Here is a 24,889-nt window from a genome sequence, read left to right on the forward strand (position 1 = left end):
CTGTCCCCATGGCAAAGCTCCTCTCTCCCGATCCCCGCAGGATCCCCAAGCCGGTTTACGACGATTCTTACCCGGACGCTGTCAGTGAGCAATTCACTGGCGGCTCCGACCCGGAACTCGTCGCGGCGCTCGCAGCAATCGTCGGCGCGGACAATGTTCAATCACGCGTCTCAGATCTCGTGCGTTACGCCTCAGACGCCTCTCCGTACCGCGACATCCCGTCCGTGGTCGTTCAGCCACGCAACGCGCAAGACCTTTCCGCTCTGATGCGCTATGCCCGTCGCGCAGGCCGGACGCTGACGTTCCGCGCCGCCGGGACGTCGCTTAACGGCCAGGCGATGACGAACGACATCCTCGTCGATGTGAAGACCCACTTCGCCGGCATGGAGGTCCTCGACGGCGGCAAACGCCTTCGTACGTTGCCGGGCGTTGTGCTTGGCGACGCTCAAGCGGTCCTGCGACGCCACGGCTACATGCTTGGACCCGATCCCGGCTCGACCGCATCTGCTTGTATCGGTGGCGTCCTCGCTGACAATGCCGGCGGCATGCGCTGCAAGATTGAGCGTGATTCCTTCCACACCATCGATCAGGCTGAGTTTGTATTAACGTCTGGCGAGATCGTCGATACGCGCAAAGGCGACGACGCCTTCCGCAAACAGTGCCCTGAACTGCACAAACAACTCTCTGATTTCCGTGATCGATTGCGTGCTAACGAGACGCTAGTCGCTCGCCTACGCGCAAAGTTCTCCATCCGCAACACCAACGGCTTGCGCATCGATGCATTCTTGGACGAGGACGAGCCGGTCCGTATCCTCATGCGCTTGCTCGTCGGCTCCGAAGGCATCCTCGGCGTGTTTACCGAGGCTGAGATTCGCACCATCGAGTTGCCAAAGAAAAAGGCTGTGACCTGGGTGGTTGTACCCGACATCACTGATGCTGCCAACTATGTTGCACAGCTTGTCGACGCCGGCGCTGAAGCCTGCGAGCTGCTCGTCTCCGATGTCATGCGCGGTTCAGTTGGCCAATTTAGTGCTGCTCCTGCTGAATGGGCAGATATTGACCAGTCCACCGCTGCCCTGCTCCTCGAGGTCGGTGGCACCACCGAAGACGAGCTTCAGCAGGCCATTGCCGCCGCCGAGGCCGTGCTCGAAGGCGCGGAGCTGCTAGCACCGCTGCACTTTGAGACCGATCCAAAAAAGCAAAACGCCATGTGGCAACTGCGTAACGGCCTGTTTGGCCTGATCGGGCAAAACCGCCCGCAAGGCGCCGCGCTGATTACTGAGGACGTGTGCTTCCCACCTGCGCAGGTCGGCGAAGGCGCTGCTGAACTTATGGAGTTGCTCCGGCGCTACGGCTACCCCGAAGGTGTGATGGGACACGCACCCTACGGGAACCTGCACTTCTTTATCACCCCGGACTTCTCCAACCCTGTGGAGCTCGAGAAGTACTCGCGCTTCCTTGACGAGCTGGTTGAGTTGGTCGTCGACAAGTACGACGGCTCGATGAAGGCTGAGCACGGTACCGGTATCAACATGGCGCCGTTCGTGCGCCATGAATGGGGCGACGAAATCTGGAACCTGTTCTGGGAGGTCAAGGAGATGCTTGACCCGGACACCATCCTCGCGCCGGACGTGAAGTTGACTCGCCAGTCGGACATCCACCTGCAGCGCTTCAAGTCCTTTCCCAAGGTCGAGCAGGAGATCAATATGTGCGTCGAGTGCGGCTTCTGCGAGCCGGTATGCCCGTCACGCCACGTCACTGTGACTCCACGTCAACGTATTGTGCTGCGCCGTGAGATGGCGCGTCAGCCGGAAGGCTCGGAGGTCTTGGGGGCGCTGCGCGAGCAATACCAGTACGACGCGATCGACATGTGCGCTGCCGACGGAACCTGCGCTATCCCCTGCCCTGTTGGCATTGATACCGGCAAGGTAATGAAGCAACTGCGCGCAGCTCAGGCAACACCTGCAGAGAAGCGTGTCGCAACTGGGATCGCGAAGGGATACGGCGCGGTCGAGGCGTTGGGCCGTACTGCGGTATCTGGCGTCAATATTCTCGGGCCTGCGCTAGCCAATGCTGTCACCCAGGTTGGACGTGCACTCATCTCACCCGAGCGCCTCCCCTCTGTGCCAGGGCCCATGCCGCACAAGGCACCACAGATGCCGGAAACCTCGCGCAGCGGTGCCGCAGCTGTCTACTTCCCTGCCTGTGTAAACCGTATCTTCGGCCAACCTGCTGGTTCTGCTGATCAGATTGCTGTGCCGCAGGCGGTTGTTGAACTCGGCCGACGAAGCGGAGCACCCGTGTGGATCCCGGAAAACGTTGACGGCGGTTGCTGTGGCATGCCGTTTTCTTCGAAAGGATTCGACGATGCATACCGTGCGAAGGCACTCGACCTGCTGGAGCGCATGTGGCAGTGGTCAGAGCAAGGCGCACTGCCTGTGATCATCGATGCAGCCTCGTGCACCCATACCGTGGTGGATTCCATGCCGGAGGTACTCTCCCCTGCTGATCTTGAACGTTTCGAGGCGATTCGCGTTCTTGACCTGGTGCAGTGGCTCGACGAAGAGATCATGGAGCACCTGCCCATCACTCAGGACCAGGGGCGTATTGCTGTCCACCCGCCATGCTCCGGTCAGCACCTTGGTACCACGGAAGCGCTCATGCGTGTCGCAGCTGCGTGTGGCGATGCGGAAGTGCCCGCTGGGGCGGCCTGCTGTGGCACAGCTGGCGATCGTGTGATGTTGCACCCTGAGCTGGTTGAGTCGGCGACTCGCGAGGAACGCGAGGGGCTCAATCGTGGCAATTATGCACGCTTCGTGTCAGCAAACCGCACCTGCGAGATGGGCCTACAGATGGTGGCCGGAAAGCCATTTGAGTCGATTGCAGTACTGGTCGAGCGTGCATCCCGACCGGAGGTCACGTTAGCCTAGCGACGGCCTCCGCGATGGCGCTGCACCATCGTGACCTGCGCGAGGTCCAGCATTTCCAATCGTGCAAGGGCTTCGCGCAGGGCTAGCTGCCAAGTCCACATCCTGCGGAATACAACGTCGTAGCCATCCGCTGCGGCGTCGCGTAAGTGGGCGTCGAAGGCCATTCGCTGCAGCCTCAGCGATGCTGCGAGGTGTTCAGGTGCGGTTGTCACCGCAGTCACGCGCAATGCAGTGTGCTTATCGACGATCCGGGCAACGTCATCGCAACTCACAACGTTCATCCGTGGCCACGCATAACCGGTGGTTGAGGCCAAGGCTGCCGCTGCACTCCGGGAATAGTTGTTCGTGCGGACAATTGTTTGCAGCACTACCTTGCCGCCCTGTGCGAGCATCTGTTCCGCGGATACGAGATACGCGATCTGTTCCTGGTGCGGCATGTTCTCAAACGCCTGCATGCTCACTACTGCGTCGTACACCCCGCGACGCTGCCGTGCCAACGCTTCGATTTCGGCTGGGGAATCCAACACGTCAATGCGTGCAGCACCTTCAGCACCACTGAGGATCAACTGTTCTTCAAGGCTTTTCCTCACGCGGGCGTCAAAGGTAACCACATCCAGGGTGCAGCGTCGATCAAGTGCTTCCGCAGCCACCGCTCCTCCACTGCACGGCATCTCAAGCAAATGTGTGCTGGGCCCGGCAGCGGCGGCGTCGAGAAGCATCGAAATGCTCCTGCGTTGCGCATCAGCTAGGTCATCGCGATGAGCGTCAAGTGGAGCGCCGATTTCGGTGACGTCGACGAAGTGGTGCCTTGGCTCGTTTCCTCGCCCTGCCCCCGGAGTGTGGGACTTCATCCGCGTGCGCTGAGTCGTCGGCACACCCGTGCCAAAGTGTCCCTGTGCATGCGTTGCGGTGCCACCATCAAAATGCTGCACCAGATCCGGAGGTAGCTCCCCGATCACCCCAAGGGGTGTGCGACCGTGCTTCGGAGCAGACACGCGTGCTGGTGACGGCCTGTACCCCGCACCGATCAGCGCCTGGAGTGCATCTACAAGCCCTTCGGACGTCGAGGTCACCCACTCGCCTGCCATATAGCTTTCAGCAAGGCCAGTCCACCCGCGCGCAGCGATACGCTCAAACATGTCCGCGGATTCCACGGTGAGCGCTGCATCGTCTCCTTCTAGAGCAAGTTCTGCTTTCGCACAGGCACGAGCAAATGTCGCCTCAACGATCTTCGTGCGCAGCGCTCCTCCACGCGCCCTGGGAACCGCAGCGACAGCCGGCCAGGCCGCGGCGTCGATGGAACTTTTGCGTGCGCGGGAGATATCGGCCATTTCACAAATGCTAGTGGCCAAGAACCTGCTTCTGCGGTACGCCACGGCTCAGATAAAATGCGGCGCGTACTATATAGGCGTTGCACATATAAAAATTCAACCGAGGAGAGATATTTATGGCCTCTACGGTCATTCGCCCAGACGGAAACCGCCATCATGTTGTCATCATCGGCGCTGGCTTCGGTGGCGTCAACGCAGCCAAGGAACTTGCGGATGCTGATGTCGATGTGACCCTGATCAACAGCACCAACCACCACCTTTTCCCGCCACTGCTCTACCAGGTGGCAACCGGCCTGATGTCCTCGGGCGAGATCACCGGTGACATCCGTCAGATGTTTGCTAACCAGCAGAACGTCCGCGTCGTTCGTGGCACTGTTGAGACCATCGACGTCAAGGGCAAGACCGTCACCTCTGTTGAAAGCGGCAAGGAGTACACCTTCGGCTACGACTCCCTCATCGTCGCCGCTGGTGCTGGCCAGTCCTACTTTGGCAACGACCACTTCGCCGAGTTCGCGCCGGGCCTGAAGACCCTGGACCACGCGTTTGAGATCCGCGCACGCCTCATTGCAGCATTCGAGCGTGCAGAACTTGCGGAAACCGCAGAAGAGCGCGATCGCGCGCTGACGTTCGTCATCGTTGGTGCTGGACCGACCGGCGTCGAGCTTGCTGGCCAGGTTGCGGAGATGGCGCACCGTGCCTTCACCTCGGGCCGATACTCCTTCAGCACCGAGCAGTCGAAGATTTACCTGCTTGATGGCGCTCCGCAGGTGCTGCCCCCGTTTGGCAAGCGTCTTGGCAAGAAGGCACAGCGCGAGCTTGAAAAGGCCGGCGTCACCGTGATCCTCAACGCCATGGTGACCAACGTTGATGCGGACTCTGTCACCTACAAGGACATGAAGACCGAACAGGAAACCACGATCCAGACTCCGACCAAGATCTGGTCCGCGGGTGTTGCAGCTTCCCCGCTGGGCAAGCAGGTTGCAGACCAAATCGGCGTGGAAGCAGACCGCGCCGGCAAGGTTGCTGTTAACGCGGATCTTTCCGTCGGCGACGAGTCCAACGTCTTCATCGTTGGCGACATGATGAATCGCGACCGTCTGCCAGGTGTGGCCCAGGTTGCAATCCAGTCCGGCGCTTATGTGGGCAAGGTCATCAAGAACCAAGTCGAGCACGATATCGCTCCGGAGGATCGCGCTCCGTTCGAGTACTTCGACAAGGGCTCCATGGCGATCATCAACCGCTTCAATGCTGTGGTGAAGATGGGCAAGGTCGAGATCACCGGCTTCATCGGCTGGCTGATGTGGCTTGGCGTCCACATGTCCTTCCTCACCGGCCGCCGTAACCGCATTGTGGCTGCCAACGAGTGGACGATTAACGCGTTCTCCCGCACCCGCCACAACCTGGCTGTCACCGAAGGCCAGCTGGAGAACATCCACCTGGAAAACGGCGAAAAGTAAGCGTTCATAGCGCTCCAACTTCCCCGGTTCTTCGCTCTCAACGAGCGCAGGACCGGGGTTTTTGCTACTCTCCACCCCCGAAGACTTTGTGTGACCAACACCACGCCAAACGTATTACCTATAGTCGGAGAACTTCTTTATACTCATAGGTAAGCGGCAAGCGCTTTAAAGAGACTGTGTTTGGGAATGGGTAAGCGCAGCCGCATGAAGACCACTAGTTATCTATGTGAAAGATCGTGCAACTGTGACTGTTTCTACAGAGCCGCAAATCCAGAACAAGGCGTGGGAAGGTTTCACGCCAGGACCGTGGACCGAGCACATCGATGTCCGCGACTTTGTTCAGCGCAATTACACCCCGTACGACGGGGACGCATCCTTCCTCGAAGGCGCAACCGACAAGACACTGCGCCTCTGGGACTACCTGGATAAGAATTACCTCGCCGTTGAGCGCGAGCGTCGCGTCTATGACGTTGACACTGACACTCCGGCCGATATCGACGCCTTCAAGCCCGGATACATCTCCGAAGACGACGACGTCATCGTCGGCCTGCAAACCGACACCCCAACCAAGCGTGCCATGATGCCTAACGGTGGCTGGCGCATGGTTGAGCAGGCCATCAAAGAGGCCGGCAAAGAGGTCAACCCGGAGGTGAAGAAGATCTTCACCCACTACCGCAAGACCCACAACGATGCCGTCTTCGACATCTACACCCCGCGCATCCGCGCAGCACGCTCGTCCCACATCGTCACGGGCCTGCCGGACGCCTACGGCCGTGGACGCATCATCGGTGATTACCGTCGTGTGGCGCTATACGGCGTTGACTACCTCATCGAGCAAAAGCAGCTGGCCAAGGATGCGTCTTTGGAGAAGGGCTTCTCCGAGCACTGGGCCCGCTACCGCGAGGAACACGCCGAGCAGATCAAGGCGCTCAAGAAGCTCAAGAAGATGGCTGAAGACTACGGCTTCGACATCTCCGGCCCGGCAACCAACGCCAAGGAAGCCGTGCAGTGGACCTACTTCGGCTACCTTGCCTCCGTAAAGAGCCAGGACGGCGCCGCAATGTCCATTGGTCGCCTCTCCCCGTTCTTGGACGCATACTTCGAGCGTGACCTAGCCAACGGCACCTTGACCGAGGTTGAGGCGCAGGAGATCATCGACGCGCTCGTCATCAAGCTGCGCATCGTGCGCTTCCTCCGTACAGAGGACTACGACCAGATCTTCTCTGGTGACCCGTACTGGGCAACCTGGACCGACGCTGGTTTCTCTGAGGACGGCCGCCACCAGGTCACCAAGACCGCGTTCCGTCTGCTGCAGACGCTGCGCAACCTGGGTCCTGCTCCGGAGCCGAACATCACCATCTTCTGGGATCCGGCGCTGCCGGAGGGCTACAAGGAGTTCTGCGCCGCGATCTCCATCGAGACCTCTTCGTTGCAATACGAGTCTGACAAGCAGATCCGTGACCAGTGGGGCGACGACGCCGCTATTGCGTGCTGTGTCTCTCCGATGCAGGTTGGCAAGCAGATGCAGTTCTTCGGCGCACGCGTTAACGCTGCGAAGGCACTGCTCTACGCCATGAACGGTGGTCGTGACGAAGTTACCGGCAAGCAGATTACTGACGGTGACCACAAGCCGATCGAGGGCGATGGCCCACTCGACTTCGACGAGGTCTGGCAGAAGTACGAGGAGATGCTCGACTGGGTTATCGGTACCTACGTCGAGGCTCTGAACATCATCCACTACTGCCACGACCGCTACGCCTACGAGTCCATCGAAATGGCGCTGCACGACTCTGACATCGTTCGCACCATGGGCTGCGGCATTGCTGGTCTGTCCATCGTCGCTGACTCCCTGTCCGCGATTAAGTACGCGAAGGTCACCCCGGTTCGTGATGAGACCGGTTTGATCGTCGACTACATCACGGAAGGCGATTTCCCGTTCTACGGCAACGACGACGACCGCGCCGACGACATCGCTGCAACCGTTGTTCACACCGTGATGCAGAAGATCAAGGCGATCCCGATGTACCGCGACGCTATTCCGACCCAGTCGGTGTTGACGATTACCTCGAATGTCGTCTACGGCAAGGCAACCGGTTCCTTCCCGTCCGGTCACAAGGCCGGCACCCCGTTCGCACCAGGCGCTAACCCGGAGAACGGTGCAGACAATCACGGCATGGTCGCTTCGATGCTGTCCGTGGGCAAGCTCGACTACAACGACGCATTGGACGGCATTTCGCTGACCAACACGATCACCCCGTCGGGTCTGGGCCGTAACAAGGAAGAGCAGATCACCAACCTGGTTGGTGTTCTCGACGCCGGCTTCATCATGGACAACGCCGACGCGGTCATTAACCCCGCCTAATCAGACTTTCCCACTCACCTATTCACTCCGAAGGAGACGACAACATGACCACCCCTACTTTCGACGAGCGCCTCGCTTCCATGAAGGCTTCCCGTTCCGCAAACAACATGGACTCTGGCCTGTACCACGCCAACATCAACGTGCTTGACGAGTCCACGCTTGAGGATGCAATGGAGCACCCAGAGAACTACCCGAACCTCACTGTTCGTGTCTCTGGCTACGCCGTGAACTTCGTGAAGCTGACCAAGGAGCAGCAGCGCGACGTCATCTCTCGTACCTTCCACCAGGGCGCGTAGTTTATGGCCCAAGACGGAACGAGCGGCGTCGTCACGCTATCGCCTGAAGCAGGCGAGCGCGTGCGCGGCGTCGCTGCCGGTTTAGGCGGACTTTCCACCGACGACCTTGAGATCACTCGCCCAGAGTTGTTTGAGGCTCGCCGTACTGGCGAGATCGGCCTCATCCACTCTTGGGAACTGGTCACTGCCGTCGACGGACCGGGCACCCGTATGACGATTTTCTTGTCGGGCTGCCCACTGCGGTGCAAGTACTGCCACAATCCGGACACGATGGAAATGAAGGAAGGCACACTCGAGCGTATCGACGACGTCGTGCGCCGTGTGCTGCGATACAAGCCTGTGTTCAACGCTTCAGGCGGTGGGCTGACGCTTTCCGGCGGAGAACCGTTGTTCCAGATCGCGTTCACACGCCGACTGCTCAAGGCTGTGCATGATGCTGGTGTCCACACCACGATCGATACCTCTGGTTATCTGGGTGCACGCTTGACCGACGAGGACTTGGACAATATTGACCTGTTCCTTCTCGACGTTAAGTCCGGCGATCCGGACACGTACGAAAATGTCACCGCGCGCCAGCTGCAGCCGACAATCGATTTCGGTGACCGACTGCATGAGAAAGGCAAACCAGTTTGGATTCGCTTTGTCGTTGTCCCCGGCTTGACTGACGCCGAGGAAAATGTGCAAAAGGTTGCCGATATCGTTGCACGCTGGAAAGGCACCGTGGAGCGTGTGGAAGTGCTTCCTTTCCACAACATGGGTGCCGACAAGTGGGACAAGATTGGCCTCGACTACGAGTTGCAGGACGTCACTCCCCCGTCCGCAGAGTCCGTTGAGCATGTGCGATCAATCTTCCGCTCGCGTGGTTTAACGGTGTTTTAACCCGGGGTATCACCCCCGTTAGACATTAAGGCGCGCACGCGTAATATCACTTTCGGTATTCGTGCGCGCCTTTTGCGTGCCTATTCATTACAGGGCGACCTCTCATACGGCAAGCCCCACAAGCGTGAAAGGGGGCTAAAGCTATGCCGCCACGTATTTCAATTCCAGGACAGCGTCCTAAGAAGGTGCAGCCCCCGTCTGTGAACCAAATCCCGGTGCCTGTCGAGCGTCAGATCGACTTTTGCCGCGTTTTTGTCGACGGCAAACGCCAGCCGGGAAATGTGCGCATGACTCACGCACTTGAGGTGGCAGAACGCTACGACAACGCTTTCGTATGGCTGTCTCTGAAAGAGCCCACAACGGAGCAAATGGAACGCATCGCCGAGGTCTTCGATATTGAGGACCTGGTTGTGGACGATGTTGTCGCAGCCCATCAGCGACCGAAGGTTGAACGCCACGACGAGCAGTTGTTCCTGGTTGTGCGTTCAGTGTCGTATCGTGACGACGAAGAGGTGTCGGACGCCCGTGAAATCATTTCCACCGGCGAAGTACAGATGATTATCGGCGAGAAGTTTGCCATCACGATTCGCCATAATGTCCGTCTCCCTGACCTCACCAACAAGCTCGAGGACGAAGAAGAGCTAGCGCTGCTCGGGCCTTCTGCTGTGGCGTGGGCGGTATCTGACTATCTGGTAGACAACTACCTGAAGGTCGCGGATTTCCTCGAAAGCGACGTCGACGAGCTGGAAAACGAAGTGTTTACGCCACGTCGCACGATCAACATTGACAAGATCTACACCTACAAGCGTGAGATTTTGGAGATGCGTCACGCGATCGACCCACTGTCGCCAGCGCTTCGCAACGGGTTGACGAACAACAAGGACTTTATGCGTAAGGCTCTGCGTACCTACTTCCGCGACGTCCAAGATAACTCCACGATCGTCAGCGACCGTCTTTCAGGCTTCGACGAACGTCTCACGTCCCTGCTGGACGCGTCGGTAGCGAAGATTACGATGCAGCAGAACTCTGACATGCGTACGATTTCGGCCGTTGTGGGCATGGCGGCGGTGCCGACGTTGGTTGCCGGAATCTACGGCATGAACTTCGAAGTCATGCCAGAGCTTGGCTGGCGTTACGGCTACCCCGCTGCACTTCTCGCAATGTTCATTGCTATCTCGGTGATGTGGTGGTGGTTCCGCAAGAACCACTGGCTTTAATCAGCCACTATTTGCTCAGGATCATCAGTTTGAGGTTGGTCACAGCGACCAACTTCTCCTCGCAGTACATGTTCACGCGCCACAGGTGGGTGCGGGCACCGATGTGGACCGGCTCCGCGGTGGCGTCGATACGCTGCCCCGCGCGCACGCTGCCCAGAAGGTCGGTGGAGTTGCTCATCCCCACTGCAGGCTGTGCGCTAGCTGCCACCGCCGCAATTGACCCCATGGTTTCACCGATTGCACAGTAGACACCGCCGTTGACGATGCCGGTTGGCTGCAGATGCTCCTCAGTTGCAACGAGGTGTGCATCCATCCGGTCTTTTGAGCAGTAATCCAGCACTAGCCCGAGTCGTTGGGCGAAATCAACGTTGAGGCTGTTGATCACAGCGAGTTCTTCTTCGCTCAACGGCGTGTCAAGCACTTCGTTGTACAGGCGAAAATCGAATTCTAGGTTCATGCTCGTCGATGATACGGATGATCTGTCCTCAGCCACGTAGAATTCGCACTATGACTGCAGATGCTTCAGAACCTCTTGCTCAAATCGGTGTCGTCGGTATGGCAGTAATGGGCTCAAACCTTGCCCGTAATTTTGCATCGAAGGGCCATACCGTCGCTATTTACAACCGCTCACCAGAGAAGACGCGGGCGGTTATCAACGAGTATGGCCATGAGGGAAACTTCATCGCCGCCGAGACCATCGAGGACTTTGTCGCATCTCTGCAGCGCCCCCGCAAGGCAGTGATCATGGTGCAGGCCGGTGCAGCAACTGATGCGGTCATCGAACAGCTCGCTGATGCGATGGAAGACGGTGACATCATCATCGACGGTGGCAATGCCCTGTTCACCGACACGATTCGCCGTGAACGTGAGATGGCCAAGCGCAATCGCCATTTTGTCGGCGCGGGTATTTCCGGCGGTGAAGAAGGTGCATTGCGTGGCCCGTCGATTATGCCGGGTGGCCCAGTCGAATCCTGGGAGACACTTGGACCACTCCTCGAAGACATTGCTGCAAAGGTCGATGGCACCCCGTGCGTGACCCACATTGGCCCGGACGGCGCTGGCCACTTTGTCAAGATGGTGCACAACGGCATCGAGTACGCCGACATGCAGGTCATCGGCGAGGCGTACCACCTGCTGCGTTACGCAGCAGGCCTGGAGCCTGCGGAGATCGCCGACATTTTCACTGAATGGAACAAGGGCGATCTGGATTCCTACCTCATCGAAATCACCGCGGAGGTGCTTCGCCAGGTCGACGCCCGCACCGGAAAACCGTTTATCGACGTCATCGTGGACGCTGCCGGCCAAAAAGGCACCGGACGGTGGACCGTCAAGGAGGCACTGGATCTTGGTGTACCGACCACAGCTATCGGTGAGGCAGTGTTTGCCCGCGCGCTGTCGTCGGCACTTGCCCAGCGCGAGGCTGCGACGGAAGCCGAACTTCCGGCGGGCGAGTTGAGTACCCTCGAAGCACTTGGCGTGGAGAAGACTGCGTTTATCGACGATGTCCGCCGAGCCCTGTACGCCTCCAAGTTGGTCGCCTACGCGCAAGGTTTCGACGAGATTAACGCTGGGTCCGCCGAGCACAACTGGGATATCAAACCGGGCGATCTCGCACGTATTTGGCGCGGTGGCTGCATCATTCGTGCGAAGTTCCTCGACCGCATTACCGAGGCCTACGAAAACGATCCGAATCTCCCGTCGTTGTTGCTCGATCCGTACTTCACCGGAGAACTGCAAAAGGGCCTGGTAGACGCATGGCGCCGTGTGGTTGTCGTCGCTACGCAGCTTGGACTCCCAGTGCCGGTGTTCGCTTCCTCGTTGTCCTACTACGACTCGCTGCGTGCCAAGCGGCTGCCAGCAGCACTGATCCAGGGACAGCGCGACTTCTTTGGTGCACACACCTACCGCCGCGTGGACATGGAAGGCACGTTCCACACCACCTGGTCCGGCGAGCGGGAAGAGTTGAGCTACTAAAACAACGACGCGCGTACACTGATCTGAATGACTACATTCGCCGACCTCGGCCTACCCCGTGAAATCGTCGCCACGCTGAAAAAGCAGGGCATCACGGAGCCCTTCCCTATCCAAGAGGCGGCTATCCCCGATGCCCTTGCGGGCCGTGATGTTCTCGGGCGGGGTCCAACAGGCTCGGGCAAAACGTTTACGTTCGGTTTGCCTATGCTTGCCCGTCTCGTTGGAGCCCCATCACGCCCGGGTCACCCGCGAGCGCTCGTGCTTGCGCCGACGCGTGAACTTGCAACGCAGATTCGCGAGCGTCTCGACGACTCCGCTGCCGCCCTCGGCCTACGCGTCCTCGATGTTGTCGGTGGCGTGAACATCAATAACCACATTCGTGTGTTGGCCTCCCCAGTCGATCTCCTTGTGGCTACCCCAGGCCGCGCCGAGGATCTCATCAACCAGAAGAAACTCTTCCTGGATAAGGTGGAGGTCACTGCTCTGGACGAGGCCGATCAGATGGCCGACATGGGTTTTTTGCCACAAGTTCGCAAGCTGCTCGACCGTACTCCCAAAAACGGTCAGCGTTTGCTGTTTTCCGCCACACTGGATGGCGACGTGCAAAAGCTCATCGACCGCTACATGCACAACCCAGTGACGCACTCCACTGCGCCGGTGGAGGCCGCTGTGGACACCATGGAGCATTTCCGACTTTTGGTCGGTGGCCGTGAGCAACGCAATGAGATCGCGATGCAGATCGCCGCACGTGACGGCAAGACCATCATGTTTATGCGCACGAAACACGGTGTTGACCGTCAGGTGAAGAAGCTGCGACGTGTCGGCATCAATGCCCAGGGGTTGCACGGCGATAAAACCCAAGGGGCGCGTACGCGTGCCTTGGACGGCTTCAGCGACGGCACCACCCCGGTGCTCGTCGCTACTGATATTGCCGCACGCGGTATCGATGTTGACGACGTCTCGCTTGTCGTCCACGTCGATCCGCCAGCCGAGCACAAGGCGTATTTGCACCGCGCAGGGCGCACCGCCCGTGCTGGCACGTCCGGCACAGTGGTCACGCTCGTCATGGACGAGCAAGCTAAGGAAGTCGCGCAACTGATGCGCAAGGCAGGCGTGAAGGCTCCGGAGGTCAGAGTGGCTCCAATGTCGGAGTCGTTGGTTACGATTACAGGAGCACGTGTCGCAGATGGAAAGCCATTGCCTCCGCCGGGTGCTCCGAAGCAGGCTCCCCGTGGGGGTGGCGGGCAAGGCTCCCGCGCTGGGCGTCGGTCGTCGCAACGATCGAGCCGCGCTGGACGTTCCCGTTCTACACGTGGGCAACGCGGCAACTCGCAGGGTCGTCGTGGAGAGAACAAACGAAGGAGTAACGGCCGCTAAGGCGCAGATCAACACACATGGACATATTCATATCCATACTTTCTCTTCTGGCGTTCGTATTGCTGACAGCCTCTACCGGGTTGTTCGTCGCAATCGAGTTCGCCATGACGGGGCTCGAGCGCTCCACAATCGATGCCCACGTTAAACAACGCGGGGATGCTACAGCCCGCGCTATCGCGCGTGATCACGCGAATCTTTCGTTCGTCCTCTCAGGCGCCCAGCTCGGCATTACGGTGACGACGCTGGCGGCAGGTTTCCTTGCCGAGCCTGTACTCGGTAAGTTCTTCACCCCTGCGTTGGAGGCCGTCGGACTTAGTGCGTCGGCCTCAACCACTGTCGCACTTATTTTGGCCCTTGTCATCGCAACGTTTTTGTCGATGGTTTTCGGCGAGCTTGTACCGAAAAACATGGCTATTACGGACCCGCTGGCAACAGCTCGCGTGGTCGTGCCACCAGTGCACTGGTTTAACACGGCGATGAAGCCGTTTATCAACCTTCTCAATACCTCCGCTAACTGGATTGTGCGCAAGATGGGTATCGAGCCTGCCGACGAGCTTGCCTCGGCCCGCTCTTCTCAGGAGCTTGGCGCCATGGTGCGTTCGTCGGCAGAGGCTGGTGGTTTGGATGCTGAGACCGCTGCAGTGATCGACCGATCACTGCGCTTCGGCGAGACCACAGCTGAAGAGGTGATGACGCCGCGTTCCACCATCGACTCCCTCGACGCGGAAGATACTGTTGTCGACCTGATCGCACTCGCTCGCGAAACCGGGCGTTCGCGTTTCCCAGTAAGGCGTGGCGATCTCGACGACACCCTCGGAGTCGTCCACATCAAGGACGCATTCTCCGTGCCACCCGACGAGCGTGCAACCACACAACTTGCCACGCTTGCCCGGCGTGTCCCAATCGTGCCAGGCACTCTGGACGGCGATTCCGTGCTGAACCGGGTGCGCTCTGCTGGTTCGCAGGTCGTGCTTGTTGCCGATGAATACGGTGGCACCATGGGCCTGGTTACCATCGAAGACCTCGTTGAGGAGATTCTTGGCGAGGTGTACGACGAATACGATGACCGCGAAAGCGAAAAGGACTTTGTCCGTTACGGCACCTCATGGGAGGTTTCCGGGCTCGTGCGTCTCGACGAGCTCGAAGAGCGCCTCGCCTACACAGCACCCGACGGCCCCTACGAGACGTTGGGCGGTCTGATCATGGCAACACTCGGTCGCATCCCGAAGGTTGGCGACGAGGTCGTCCTGCGCGAAACGTTCGGTTCGCTGCAGGAGGAGTTCCAATCGGCAGGCGCCGGATCATGGCTTGCCCAGGTCACCGCAATGGACGGCCGCCGTGTGGATAAAGCGATGCTGCGCCCGATTACCCCTGAGGAGGCCGACCGATGAGTATCTGGCTCGCTGTTGTCCTGATTGTCGCCCTCCTCGCTGCTAACGCATTCTTTGTTGGAGCCGAGTTCGCTCTCGTATCCTCGCGCCGCGACCGTCTCGAGTCACTCCAGGCCCAAGGCAAAACCAAAGCCCAGAACGTGATGTACGCAACCGAGCACCTTTCCATCTACTTGGCTGGTGCGCAGTTCGGCATTACTGTGGCCTCGCTGATATTGGGCAAGGTTGCCGAGCCGGCGATTGCAAAATATCTGGAGGAGCCGTTCCTCGCGCTGGGTGTACCGGCAGATATTCTGCATCCAATTTCGTTCGTTATTGCGCTTGCATTCATTTCTTTCCTGCACATTTTGTTCGGCGAGATGGTGCCGAAGAATATTGCCATCGCGGGGCCTGAGCAATCCGCAATGTGGCTGACCAGACCGATGACGGTTTGGATGAAGCTAACCCGCCCCGTGCTGGAAGCACTTAACTGGGTGGCTCGTAAGACATTAGCTGCGTTCGGTATCCAACAGCGCGACGAGTTGGATTCCACTGTTGACCAGGAGCAGTTAGCCACAATGATTCAGGAGTCTCGCAAAGAGGGGCTCCTGGATGCCGAGGAAACTGTCCGTTTGGCAAAGGCGTTGCGTCAGGATTCCCGCAGCCTCAACGAGGTGCTCATCCCGCTTGTAGAGGTAAAGACGATCCCCTACGACCCGCGCGGCATCCGTCTTTCGATCATCGAGCAGGCAGTGCAAGACACCGGTTTTTCACGCTTCCCGGTACTGATCAGCACTGGATCCCTGGCGGGCTACCTGCATGTGAAGGACATTCTGGACTTGATGGAGACAGATGAGAAGGATCCACGCGTGCCGCTTTCACGCATTCGACCGCTCATCACAGTCGACGGCCACGAGTCAATGGACGACGCTCTTACTTTGCTGCACCGACGTTCAGCGCACATGGCGGCAGTGCATGAGAACGGCCGCCTCGTCGGGATCGTCGCCCTCGAAGACCTCATCGAGGAATACGTGGGTACGGTGTCGGACTGGACACACGAAAACGAATAGTTAGCGTGCGTATGACCACAACCCTGCAACCTGAGGAATATCTCGCACGCATACACGAGCACGAGCAGCGTGCGGCTCCTTGGGCGGACGCCCGTGCGGCTCGGCGTGCGCATGGCGAGTACCACCCAGTATGGGACTTCCTCTTTGAGTACTACCCCGTTCGCCCATCGCATTTGAAGCGCTGGCATCCAGGGGTTGGGGTCGCTCTCGCGCAGGCTGCGGATACACCGCAAGCGTCTTGGCGCGACTACGTCACAGCACCTGACGGAACCGTGTCCTTGAATCTAGGCCTTTTCCTCCAGCATCGACGCAATGATGTGGAGATGGTTGGCCGGCTGCTGCGTGCCGTCGATACGCGTCCTGCTCACTTTGATTGCTTCGGCATGCACGAGTGGGCGATGGTGTATAAGACCGACCACCCACGTCACGATTTGCCACTTCGCCTTGGAGCAGAGGGCACCAACGACGTGGTTGAGTCTCACCACATCAAGTGCTCACATTATGACGCGTTTCGTTTCTTCACCCCTGCAGCGCGTCCGCTGAATCTGACTGTTCTTACTCGCGAGTCTCAGCCTGATCACGACCAGGCTGGCTGTGTACATGTCAGCATGGATCTGTACAAGTGGGCGTTGAAGTTAGGACCGCTGGTACCTGGCGAGCTTTTCCTGGATTGCTTTGAGCTTGCGGCACGGGCTCGGCGCTTGGATATGGAAGCGTCGCCATACGACTGTCGAGAGTTGGGCTTTGATGTTGTCGCGGTAGAAACTGCCGAAGGTAAAGCGGAATACGTTGCGCGTCAACGCGCATTGTCTCAAGCCGCTGCTCCACTGCGCGCCAGGCTTGTCGCGACCGTAGAAGCTGCGTTGGACAGCTAAGCTCGGAGCAGGTTTTCTCAATCGTTCGACGTTGAAGGGGCTACGACCACAATGGCTAGGCACGCAAGCGGTAAAAACAATTTCAGGCTAGCGGGTTGGCTTATCGCCCTGCTTGTCGCTCTCGCTGTAGCTGCAGTGCTTGCAGTGGTTTTGTGGCAGCGCGACGGCGCCGACTCGAGCGCTGCAGCTCCTGATTGCGTATCCGGTGATCTGGTTCTGCCGGTCGCCGCTTCCGATGAGAAAGTGGGCCGCGCGCTTATCGACGACTACGCAGCCGCCAACCCCGTTGTCCGGGACTACTGCATCAAGCCGCAGTATGTTGACTCGATCAAGGAAGCCGCAGTCTATATCGCTCCAAATACCTCGATTACGCATACTGCGTTGAAGTCGGCTGAGCGCACTGCAGCGGTTGCTGACCCCCAAGCTGTCCATAGTGAACCTGTAGGTGTCGCTGGCACCGAACAGGTGAAGTTGGAGGACGTGAAGACCGAGTCTGTGCTGTTCCCTGTTGAGGAAGAGCCTGAGGCTTCCGCGTTGGTGGCGGCAAAGATCGCCGGCAACGACAATGATGCTGTGAAGGCCCTCACCGATCAGCGTCTGGGTAAGCTGACGGACTTCGCAGGAGCAGACGGCAAGCTTGTGGCGACTGCGAAGGACAGTGTTCCGGAAGGTCTTTCATTTACCTCAGTCGGCGCAGACATTGTTTACGCGACGATCCCATTGAACCAGAACGACGCAGTAAACGAGGATCAAGCGCGCGCTGGCCAGGACTTCGCACGTGCCGCAGCCGAGAAGTTCGATGGCTCCGAGAAAGATCAGCCGGTGATTTCGGATCTGGTCTGGGCTGCTGCCCTGCCTTCTGGTGGAGAGAAGCTCGGCGATCAAGCTGAGGCTGCAAAGGTGATCGAGCCGGTCAACACGTTGTTCCTGCTTGACACTTCTGAGGCAATGGCGCCGTTTATCGAGCCAGCCAAGGACGCGATTGGCAACACCGCGCTTGAACTTGCCGGTGCAGGGAAGGAAGTAGGTCTGTGGAACTACTCCTCACCGCTGACCCCTGGCGTGGTGAATGGTTTCCGCCAAAACATCTCCGTCTCCCCTGACGCGGAGTCGGTCAACGTGGCGGTGCGTCGCTTCCTTGTCGGCGGAGTCCCGCAGACCCGCGAAGCACTCCAGGCTGCGGCTGCTACATACGGCAACGCAAATGCGCCAATGCGAATTGTGCTCGTTACCACCGGCACCGCTGATGCCGGAGATGACGCAGCATTTATTGACGGCTTCCGGCAGGCAGCGGGCAACAACCTGGACCTGACTGTGGTGCGCGTCGGAGAAGGCGATCCGGATGCGGCACTCGAGCAGATCGCCAAAAAACAGGTCGATGCCAAGACTGCAGAGAACATCGCGGATGCGGTGAAGCAGGCCGCAGGGTTCTGACGACTAACATCGGCGAGCAACAAAGGCCCGGGCTGGAGGGAGTACCCAGCCCGGGCCTTTGCTGTGTGGCCTGTTTAGGAAGTCTTGCGACGACGGCGATCAGCCAACTCGTCGAAACCAATGACGTTTGGAGCGTCGATCTCATCTTCGACACGCTCGGACGGGAACGCGGAGATGGTGCCGGTGAGTTCCTTCATAATCTGCGGCACCGCGATGCCGAACACGCCTTGGCCGCCGCCAAGGAGGTCGATGATCTCTTCGTTGGAGCGGCACTCGTAGACGGTTACACCGTCGGAGACCAGGGTGATTTCCGCAATGTCGGAGACACCGCGGTCACGCAGCTTGTCCACCGCGAGGCGAATGTTCTGCAGGGAAATGCCGGTGTCCAAAAGACCCTTGACGATCTTGAGTACCAAGATGTCCTTGAAGGAGTACAGACGCTGGGAACCAGAACCCTTTGCGCCACGGATCGACGGGCGAACGAGCCCAGTGCGTGCCCAGTAATCCAGCTGACGGTAGGTGATGCCTGCGACCTGGCATGCGATCGGTACGCGGTAGCCCACTTCGTCGGACGGGCCGACGTCGAAAAGCGATTCCTGCACCGCAGCCGAGGTGGTCTCTTGCTCGCCTACCTGGTTGAGATCGTTGATACTCACGTAATTACTCCCATGAAAGTTATATGAGGGCCTGCTGACTATTAAATGCCAAGCATAGGACCTGGGTCAAGAGTTTCACGCGCAACACGCCGAACTCTCAACCTCAACTTTACACTGAGACTTTATTTCGCCTCGTCTGCCCCATCGTCCCCATCAGTATCAGGAGTATCACCGGTGTCGAGGTCATCCACACCAAGATTGCGCATGAGCTCTTCAAAATCAGCGTCAGCCTGGGCGTCGCCGCTTGCTGAAACAGATTCCTGAGGATCAATGACCTTGAGTTCAGCACCAAGAAAACGCTGCGCGTCTTCCGGCGAAAGGTAGATCGATGCCTGGCTTGCTACGAGGTCATCAACGCTGAGTTCGTGGTCTAATTCAAGCGCAAGCAGAAGCGCGTCACTCGCCCGCAGGTCCAGTTCAGAGCCGTCCGCAAACGACACGGTTGCCATAAACATGCCCTCTAAGTACGAAGACAGCTCAATGGTTTCTACTGTTTTTCCGGTGTTGCGAATCAGATCCACAACGGCATCTATGGTGCGGGGGCGGATTGGCGACCAACCTGAAAGCCGGGCAGCCAATTCCCCACCCTCATGCGTTGGTACCCAGACAGGAATGCACCGGCCGTTAGAGGATCGCTGCAGCAATGCGCAAAGGTATTGCTCGGGACCGACGGGGTACACCCCGACCAGCTCGACTGTTTCCATAACGACTAGTTGCCGGACTGCTTGCGCAGTTCGTTCTTCACCAGCGAAGCGTGCAGCGAGACCACCAGCGCGGACATCTGCTGGCCAATCTCTTCTGCTTGCTGCTGCGCATTGACCTTGCCGGACTTTGCAACCGGTTCGGTGACCTGACCGATCATGTCAGCCTGACGAGCAGCAGCGGTACGCAGCGTCTTCAGATGACGCGAGTCCAAGCCGAACTCAGCCAGGGACATTGCGGTAGTGACAGTGCGGACATCGTCGACATTGAACAGCCCTGCCGCGTCAGGGGTGATGAGGCCTACCTTGATGTATTCCTCAACCGTGGACTGCGAAGCCTGAGCCTGTTCCGCAACATCCACGTCGGTCAGGCGCGTCGGTGCCGGGGCCCGGAAGTTCTCTGGAGAGATCATCGGCTCAGCATCGTTTGCAGTCAGGATCGCGGTGACCTGGCCGGAATCCATGGCCTCGAGCTGTTCGCGGATCACCTTCAGCGGGAGGTAGTTGTCACGTTGGGTGACCAGAATGTAGCGCAGGCGCTCCACGTCCTGATCAGTAAAACGGCGGTAGCCCGACGCCGTGCGCTGCGGTGTGATCAGTCCCTCGGATTCGAGGAAACGGATCTTGGAGACGGTCACGTCCGGAAACTCAGTCCGCAAACGCTCAAGCACAACACCAATCGACATGGTCTTTGCCGGTTTGTTGGGCTTGGCTTGCTTCGCGGCCGTCTGCTGCGGTGCGGTTTTGCGGATTGCGCTCACGTGATCGTGCTCTTCTTCTCGTGGGACGTCGGGCTAAGGATGAACGGAAAGCTTAGGCTTCCGCGGTGATGAATACGAGTCGGAACTTGCCAATCTGGATTTCATCGCCATTGGTCAGCTGCTGCGTGTTTCGCGGCTCGCGGTTGACGTAGGTGCCGTTGAGCGATCCGACGTCGACAACCTCGTAGCCATCCTCGTTGGCGCGGAACTCGGCGTGACGACGAGACACGGTCACGTCATCGAGGAAGATATCCGCCTCTGGGTGGCGGCCTGCCGTGGTCGACTCCTGGTCGAGCAGGAAGCGTGCACCAGCGTTCGGGCCACGCTTGACGACGAGCAGCGCCGCACCTTCGGGGAGGTTTTCAGTTCCTGCTGCGGAATCCACAGATGCCGCGGCACCAGATTCCATCTCCTTGAGCAGGTCTGCTCGGAATACCGAGGTGGTTTCGACCTGGTTCTGCGGCGTGTTGTCGCTCATGACTAACTCCTTGACTATCGAGTCGAGATTGAGAACTTCTGCAATAGTACCGCCCAAGTCGGGATTGGGTGGTGTTTAGTGACTTAACGGAAAATATTGCCGATGCCACTAATGACCGAATTGCCTGACCCGGCAAGCGGATTATCCGAAACCATGTAGGTCCATGTGGCGCTTGGACGCTTCCATCCTGCATCAGCAAGATGCGCCCCGGATTCATCGATATCCACGGTGTTAAAGGTTTCTACTGCTTGGTCAACCGCACGGTTGGCGAGGTCTTTGAACTCGCGCACAGCAATACGGTGGTACTCATCGATCGGGGTCTCGCGTGCGATAGCGCGAAGGTGAATAGATTCACGGACATCGTCCATCAGCGCGAGGTGTTCGGACCACTCTGCGTCGAGATGGAACAGCATGATTTCGCGCGCTGCTTGGTCGAGAGCCGGCTGCGGTAGGTGCGATAGTTCGGCGGCGCGCTGCGGGGAGCGCTTAGAGAGTTCTCGCCACGCTGTGTCAGTATCCAAAATGGTGGCGCGACGCTCGTCGAGAATGTCGCGGTGGTCTGCGAGAAGCTTGTTGTACTTCCACGTCTGGGAGTGGATCTCCAACAGTTGGCCTTCGGTGACGCGCTGGCAGTGCTCAACGAACTGCTGGGCTCGATTGCCGGTGAGGCGCCCATCCGGTTCAGGCTGCGCGGAGAAGGATTCGTCGGCCCCTCCGGTGGTGATGATGTCGTCGTCAAGGGAGACGAAGAACAAGCTCAAGCCTGGATCGCCCTGGCGCCCTGCACGGCCGCGAAGCTGGTTGTCCAAACGCGCGGTGCGGTGACGTGCCGTGCCAATCACGGCGAGTCCGCCGAGGGCGGCAACTTCGGCATGATCGTTTTCGTTCGCACCGCCGAGACGGATGTCGGTGCCGCGACCGGCCATCTGGGTCGAGACGGTGACACGTCCGATGTCGCCGGCTTCTGCGATGATGCGTGCCTCTTCTGCATCGTTTTTCGCGTTGAGCACGTTGACGTCGATGCCACGCGCCTCGAGTGCTTCCGCGAGCGCTTCAGATTCGGCCACATCATGCGTACCCACGAGCACCGGCTGGCCAGTGTGGTGGATGTGCTCAATCTCGTCGACAATCGCCGCGTTCTTATCTGCCATGGTGGCGTAGATCCGGTCTGCCTCGTCGAAACGCTTGAGCTCGTTGGCTCGGTCGATAACGGAGACGTGCAGGCCGTAGAAACTGCGCAGCTGGTCGGTCGCCTCGACGGCGGTGCCGGTCATGCCGCACACGAGCGGGTAGCGGCGCATGAGCGCCTGCAGGGTGATCGAGTCTAGGATGCGCCCGCCCTCGGACACGTCGAGGCCTTCCTTTGCCTCGACCGCAGCTTGCAGCCCGTCCGGCCAGCGCTGGAGTTCAGCGACTCGGCCACGTGAGGCGTCGACAAGTGCGACCTTGCCATCCTCGACGATGTAGTGGACGTCGCGGATCAGCAGCGCCTTAGCGTGGAGCGCCAAGTTCACGCGGACCAGTGTGGTGCCGATGTTCTCGTCGGAATACAGCGAGTCGATGCCCAGCAACTGCTCGATTTTCTGTGCACCTTCGTCGGTAAGAAACGCGTTGCGCCCATCCGAATCGATGGTGTAGTCCTTGTCCTCCACCAGGTGCGAGACGGCCTCAGTGATCTGCCCGGTGGCCTGTTGGGCGCCTTCGGAGCCGGCGAGGACGAGTGGGACCAGGGCTTCGTCGACAAGCACACTGTCCGCCTCATCGACGAGGGCAACATCTGCCGGCGCCTGCACCGTCTGGTCGCGGGAGGTGATCTGGTTGTCGCGCAGGTGGTCGAAGCCAATCTCCGTCACCGGGGCATAGATGACGTCGCAACGGTAGGCAGCGATGCGCTCTTCGCGTGTCGACGACTCCGTCACCGCAGCCACCGACAACCCGAAAAACTCCACGAGCGGGCGCATCCACTCCGCATCACGGGCGGCAAGGTAGTTGTTCACCGTGATCAGGTGGACGCGCTTTCCCTGTAGTGCAAAGCCGGTCGCGGCCATCGCGCCGACCAGGGTCTTGCCCTCGCCGGTGGCCATCTGGATCACGTCGCCTTCGAGTAGGCGAAGCACCGCTTGGTTCTGCACGTTAAACGGAGTCATGCCGAGCGTGCGTTGCGACGCAACGGACAACCCGGCGAGGAAACGAGACTTGTCCTTGACCTCCCCATCTGTGACGGCGGCGCGGACGGTTTCGGCGAGCGCGGTGTCGTCGAGAAGCGAAAGCTCCTCAATGAGTCCATGCGCGTCAGCGACGACAGCCTTGGACTTCTTATTGTTGCGCTCCGCCGTGGAGCCCATGGCTTTCCAGAACCAGTCGAATTTGCCCATAAGGCTTAAGGATAATGCGGTTTGACGCAACGTTCCGCTGAAGGGGTGCGCCAACGTGCGAAATTGATGGTGACACGATTACGCTGATGGTCAAAATTAAGGAGGGAAGCCAAACCATGCTGTCTATGAACGTGAAAGTCCCCTCGTCAACGGGGAAAATGATGGCAGGCACCATCGACCGACCGGACGGGCCGGCCCAGGCATACGCGATCTTCGCGCACTGCTTCGCCGGGTCCCGCCACACGCCGGGCGCATCGCGCATTTCTAAGCGCCTGACCGAGCACGGCATTGCCACGCTTCGGTTCGACTTTCCGGGACTCGGCCAGTCTGAAGGCGAATTCAAAGACACGTCGTTTTCGCAGAACGTCGACGACATCGTCGCTGCAGCGCAGTGGCTGGAGGAGAACTACAAGGCCCCGCAGCTGCTGATGGGCCACTCCCTCGGCGGCGCGGCTGCGCTGAAGGCAGCAACCCGCCCTGAGCTGAAGAAGATGCTCAAGGCGGTGGCCACTGTGGGCGCGCCGTTCGACCCCGCCCACTCGGTGCTGCACTACGCACATTCCATCGGCGACGCCGACATGCACGGCTCCGTCCCTGTCACCCTCGGCGGGCGCGAACTGATCATCTCGCGCGAATTCCTCGAAGACCTCGCAGAGACCAACCCAGAGGAATATCTGCCGAAGTTGCGCAAGCCGTTGCTCATCGTGCACTCGCCTATCGACGTCACCGTCGGTATCGACAACGCGCAGAATATTTTCACCAAGGCCCGCTACCCCAAGTCACTTATGACGCTGGACAAGGCAGACCACCTACTCACCCGCGAAGGCACTGCACAACGCGCTGCAGACATCATCGGGTCCTGGGCCGTGCAATACCTCCAGCCACTGTTTGTGCCAGCGAAGACCACCGACGACAACGCGGTGTCCTACTCTGCCCGCGGCACGAAGTACGGCGACGTGGTGCGCACCTCTAACCGTGCCATCACCACGGACCGCTCGAAGAACACCGGAGGCAAGGGCCAGGGTGTCACCTCCACAGGCCTGTACATGTCCGCGCTCGCCGTGTCCTGCTCCCAGGCAGTGCGCGAGGCAGCCAAGGGCATGTCGCTTGACGACGTCCGCGTGGAAGTCAACCACAACGGCGACGGCACCTTCACCCGCCTGATCACCCTCTACGGCGACCTGACCGACGACCAGGTGGAAACCCTGCGCGCCGCCGGTGCCGCGTCCACTGTCGACGGCTACGTGGCCAAGAGCGAGATCGAAACAACTGCGGAGACCGCCTCGCTTGAGCGCCGTCGTCGCCAGAACCAACTGCACCGCGCAGAACGGTTGGGCAAGTAATGA

20 protein-coding genes are annotated in these 24,889 nt (G+C 59.4%); 13 read left to right on the forward strand and 7 right to left on the reverse strand.

From position 1 onward, the window contains the following. The first annotated feature begins 8 nt into the window (after positions 1-8). A complete protein-coding gene (locus HMPREF3048_RS01600; RefSeq protein WP_070771020.1) occupies positions 9-2,930 on the forward strand; it encodes an FAD-binding and (Fe-S)-binding domain-containing protein in 2,922 nt (973 codons plus the stop codon). Here the strand turns inward: HMPREF3048_RS01600 and HMPREF3048_RS01605 are convergent. Beyond that, positions 2,927-4,261, reverse strand: a complete 1,335-nt coding sequence (locus HMPREF3048_RS01605) for a class I SAM-dependent methyltransferase (RefSeq protein ID WP_070771021.1) — start codon at positions 4,259-4,261, stop codon at positions 2,927-2,929. The genes HMPREF3048_RS01600 and HMPREF3048_RS01605 overlap by 4 nt on opposite strands. Positions 4,262-4,377: 116 nt before the next feature. Between HMPREF3048_RS01605 and HMPREF3048_RS01610 the strand changes: the two genes are divergently transcribed. From HMPREF3048_RS01610 to HMPREF3048_RS01630, 5 genes are all read left to right on the forward strand, one after another. Further along, a complete protein-coding gene (locus HMPREF3048_RS01610; RefSeq protein WP_070423197.1) occupies positions 4,378-5,718 on the forward strand; it encodes an NAD(P)/FAD-dependent oxidoreductase in 1,341 nt (446 codons plus the stop codon). A 244-nt stretch (positions 5,719-5,962) separates the two neighbouring features. Continuing rightward, on the forward strand, positions 5,963-8,080 hold the full coding sequence (locus HMPREF3048_RS01615) for a pyruvate formate lyase family protein (protein ID WP_070771022.1): 2,118 nt from the start codon (positions 5,963-5,965) through the stop codon (positions 8,078-8,080). A 44-nt stretch (positions 8,081-8,124) separates the two neighbouring features. After that, positions 8,125-8,376, forward strand: a complete 252-nt coding sequence (gene grcA2 / locus HMPREF3048_RS12610; protein WP_034999039.1) for an autonomous glycyl radical cofactor GrcA2 — start codon at positions 8,125-8,127, stop codon at positions 8,374-8,376. A gap of 3 nt (positions 8,377-8,379) precedes the next feature. Beyond that, complete coding sequence (gene pflA, locus HMPREF3048_RS01625; RefSeq protein WP_070771023.1) at positions 8,380-9,255, forward strand: pyruvate formate-lyase-activating protein; 876 nt, start codon at positions 8,380-8,382, stop codon at positions 9,253-9,255. A gap of 143 nt (positions 9,256-9,398) precedes the next feature. Next, complete coding sequence (locus tag HMPREF3048_RS01630; protein ID WP_070423200.1) at positions 9,399-10,472, forward strand: magnesium and cobalt transport protein CorA; 1,074 nt, start codon at positions 9,399-9,401, stop codon at positions 10,470-10,472. 7 nt (positions 10,473-10,479) lie between these two features. Here the strand turns inward: HMPREF3048_RS01630 and HMPREF3048_RS01635 are convergent, their stop codons facing one another. After that, complete coding sequence (locus HMPREF3048_RS01635; RefSeq protein ID WP_070615113.1) at positions 10,480-10,929, reverse strand: PaaI family thioesterase; 450 nt, start codon at positions 10,927-10,929, stop codon at positions 10,480-10,482. 50 nt (positions 10,930-10,979) lie between these two features. Between HMPREF3048_RS01635 and gndA the strand changes: the two genes are divergently transcribed. Genes gndA through HMPREF3048_RS01665 form a run of 6 tightly spaced genes read left to right on the forward strand, consistent with a single transcriptional unit; the run spans position 10,980 to position 18,572 of the window. Continuing rightward, a complete protein-coding gene (gene gndA / locus HMPREF3048_RS01640) occupies positions 10,980-12,446 on the forward strand; it encodes an NADP-dependent phosphogluconate dehydrogenase (RefSeq protein WP_070771024.1) in 1,467 nt (488 codons plus the stop codon). Between the two features lie 27 nt (positions 12,447-12,473). Continuing rightward, positions 12,474-13,823 (forward strand): DEAD/DEAH box helicase, encoded by a 1,350-nt coding sequence (locus HMPREF3048_RS01645; RefSeq protein ID WP_070771025.1) that lies wholly within the window; start codon positions 12,474-12,476, stop codon positions 13,821-13,823. 17 nt (positions 13,824-13,840) lie between these two features. Beyond that, complete coding sequence (locus HMPREF3048_RS01650) at positions 13,841-15,214, forward strand: hemolysin family protein (protein WP_070423204.1); 1,374 nt, start codon at positions 13,841-13,843, stop codon at positions 15,212-15,214. Beyond that, positions 15,211-16,263: a hemolysin family protein gene (locus tag HMPREF3048_RS01655; protein WP_070771026.1), complete on the forward strand. Its 1,053-nt coding sequence runs from the start codon at positions 15,211-15,213 to the stop codon at positions 16,261-16,263. Before HMPREF3048_RS01650 ends, HMPREF3048_RS01655 begins: the two co-directional genes overlap by 4 nt. Before the next feature lie 11 nt (positions 16,264-16,274). Beyond that, positions 16,275-17,138, forward strand: a complete 864-nt coding sequence (locus HMPREF3048_RS01660; protein WP_070451546.1) for a 3-methyladenine DNA glycosylase — start codon at positions 16,275-16,277, stop codon at positions 17,136-17,138. 51 nt (positions 17,139-17,189) lie between these two features. After that, positions 17,190-18,572 carry a vWA domain-containing protein gene (locus HMPREF3048_RS01665; RefSeq protein ID WP_070771027.1) on the forward strand — a complete coding sequence of 461 codons (1,383 nt, stop codon included), beginning with the start codon at positions 17,190-17,192 and terminating at the stop codon, positions 18,570-18,572. 74 nt (positions 18,573-18,646) lie between these two features. On the opposite strand, the gene HMPREF3048_RS01670 is transcribed toward HMPREF3048_RS01665, so the two are convergent. The 5 genes from HMPREF3048_RS01670 to secA2 form a co-directional block, all read right to left on the reverse strand. Beyond that, positions 18,647-19,222: a MerR family transcriptional regulator gene (locus HMPREF3048_RS01670; protein ID WP_070771047.1), complete on the reverse strand. Its 576-nt coding sequence runs from the start codon at positions 19,220-19,222 to the stop codon at positions 18,647-18,649. A gap of 128 nt (positions 19,223-19,350) precedes the next feature. Further along, positions 19,351-19,932, reverse strand: coding sequence for a bifunctional nuclease domain-containing protein (locus HMPREF3048_RS01675; protein WP_070771028.1), 582 nt, complete (start codon positions 19,930-19,932; stop codon positions 19,351-19,353). Positions 19,933-19,937: 5 nt separating this feature from the next. Further along, entirely contained in the window at positions 19,938-20,690 is a 753-nt protein-coding gene (locus tag HMPREF3048_RS01680; RefSeq protein ID WP_070423209.1) for a transcriptional regulator FtsR, read from the reverse strand. Positions 20,691-20,742: 52 nt separating this feature from the next. Then, positions 20,743-21,168, reverse strand: coding sequence for an oxoglutarate dehydrogenase inhibitor Odhl (gene odhI / locus HMPREF3048_RS01685; RefSeq protein WP_070423210.1), 426 nt, complete (start codon positions 21,166-21,168; stop codon positions 20,743-20,745). A gap of 83 nt (positions 21,169-21,251) precedes the next feature. Next, positions 21,252-23,543: an accessory Sec system translocase SecA2 gene (gene secA2, locus HMPREF3048_RS01690; protein ID WP_070771029.1), complete on the reverse strand. Its 2,292-nt coding sequence runs from the start codon at positions 23,541-23,543 to the stop codon at positions 21,252-21,254. 116 nt (positions 23,544-23,659) lie between these two features. Here secA2 and HMPREF3048_RS01695 point away from each other — a divergent pair, with 116 nt between their 5' ends. Continuing rightward, positions 23,660-24,886, forward strand: a complete 1,227-nt coding sequence (locus tag HMPREF3048_RS01695; protein WP_083279529.1) for a bifunctional alpha/beta hydrolase/OsmC family protein — start codon at positions 23,660-23,662, stop codon at positions 24,884-24,886. Positions 24,887-24,889 lie beyond the last annotated feature (3 nt).

It is taken from the genome of Corynebacterium sp. HMSC075D04, from assembly GCF_001815635.1.
GTDB lineage: Bacteria > Actinomycetota > Actinomycetes > Mycobacteriales > Mycobacteriaceae > Corynebacterium > Corynebacterium coyleae.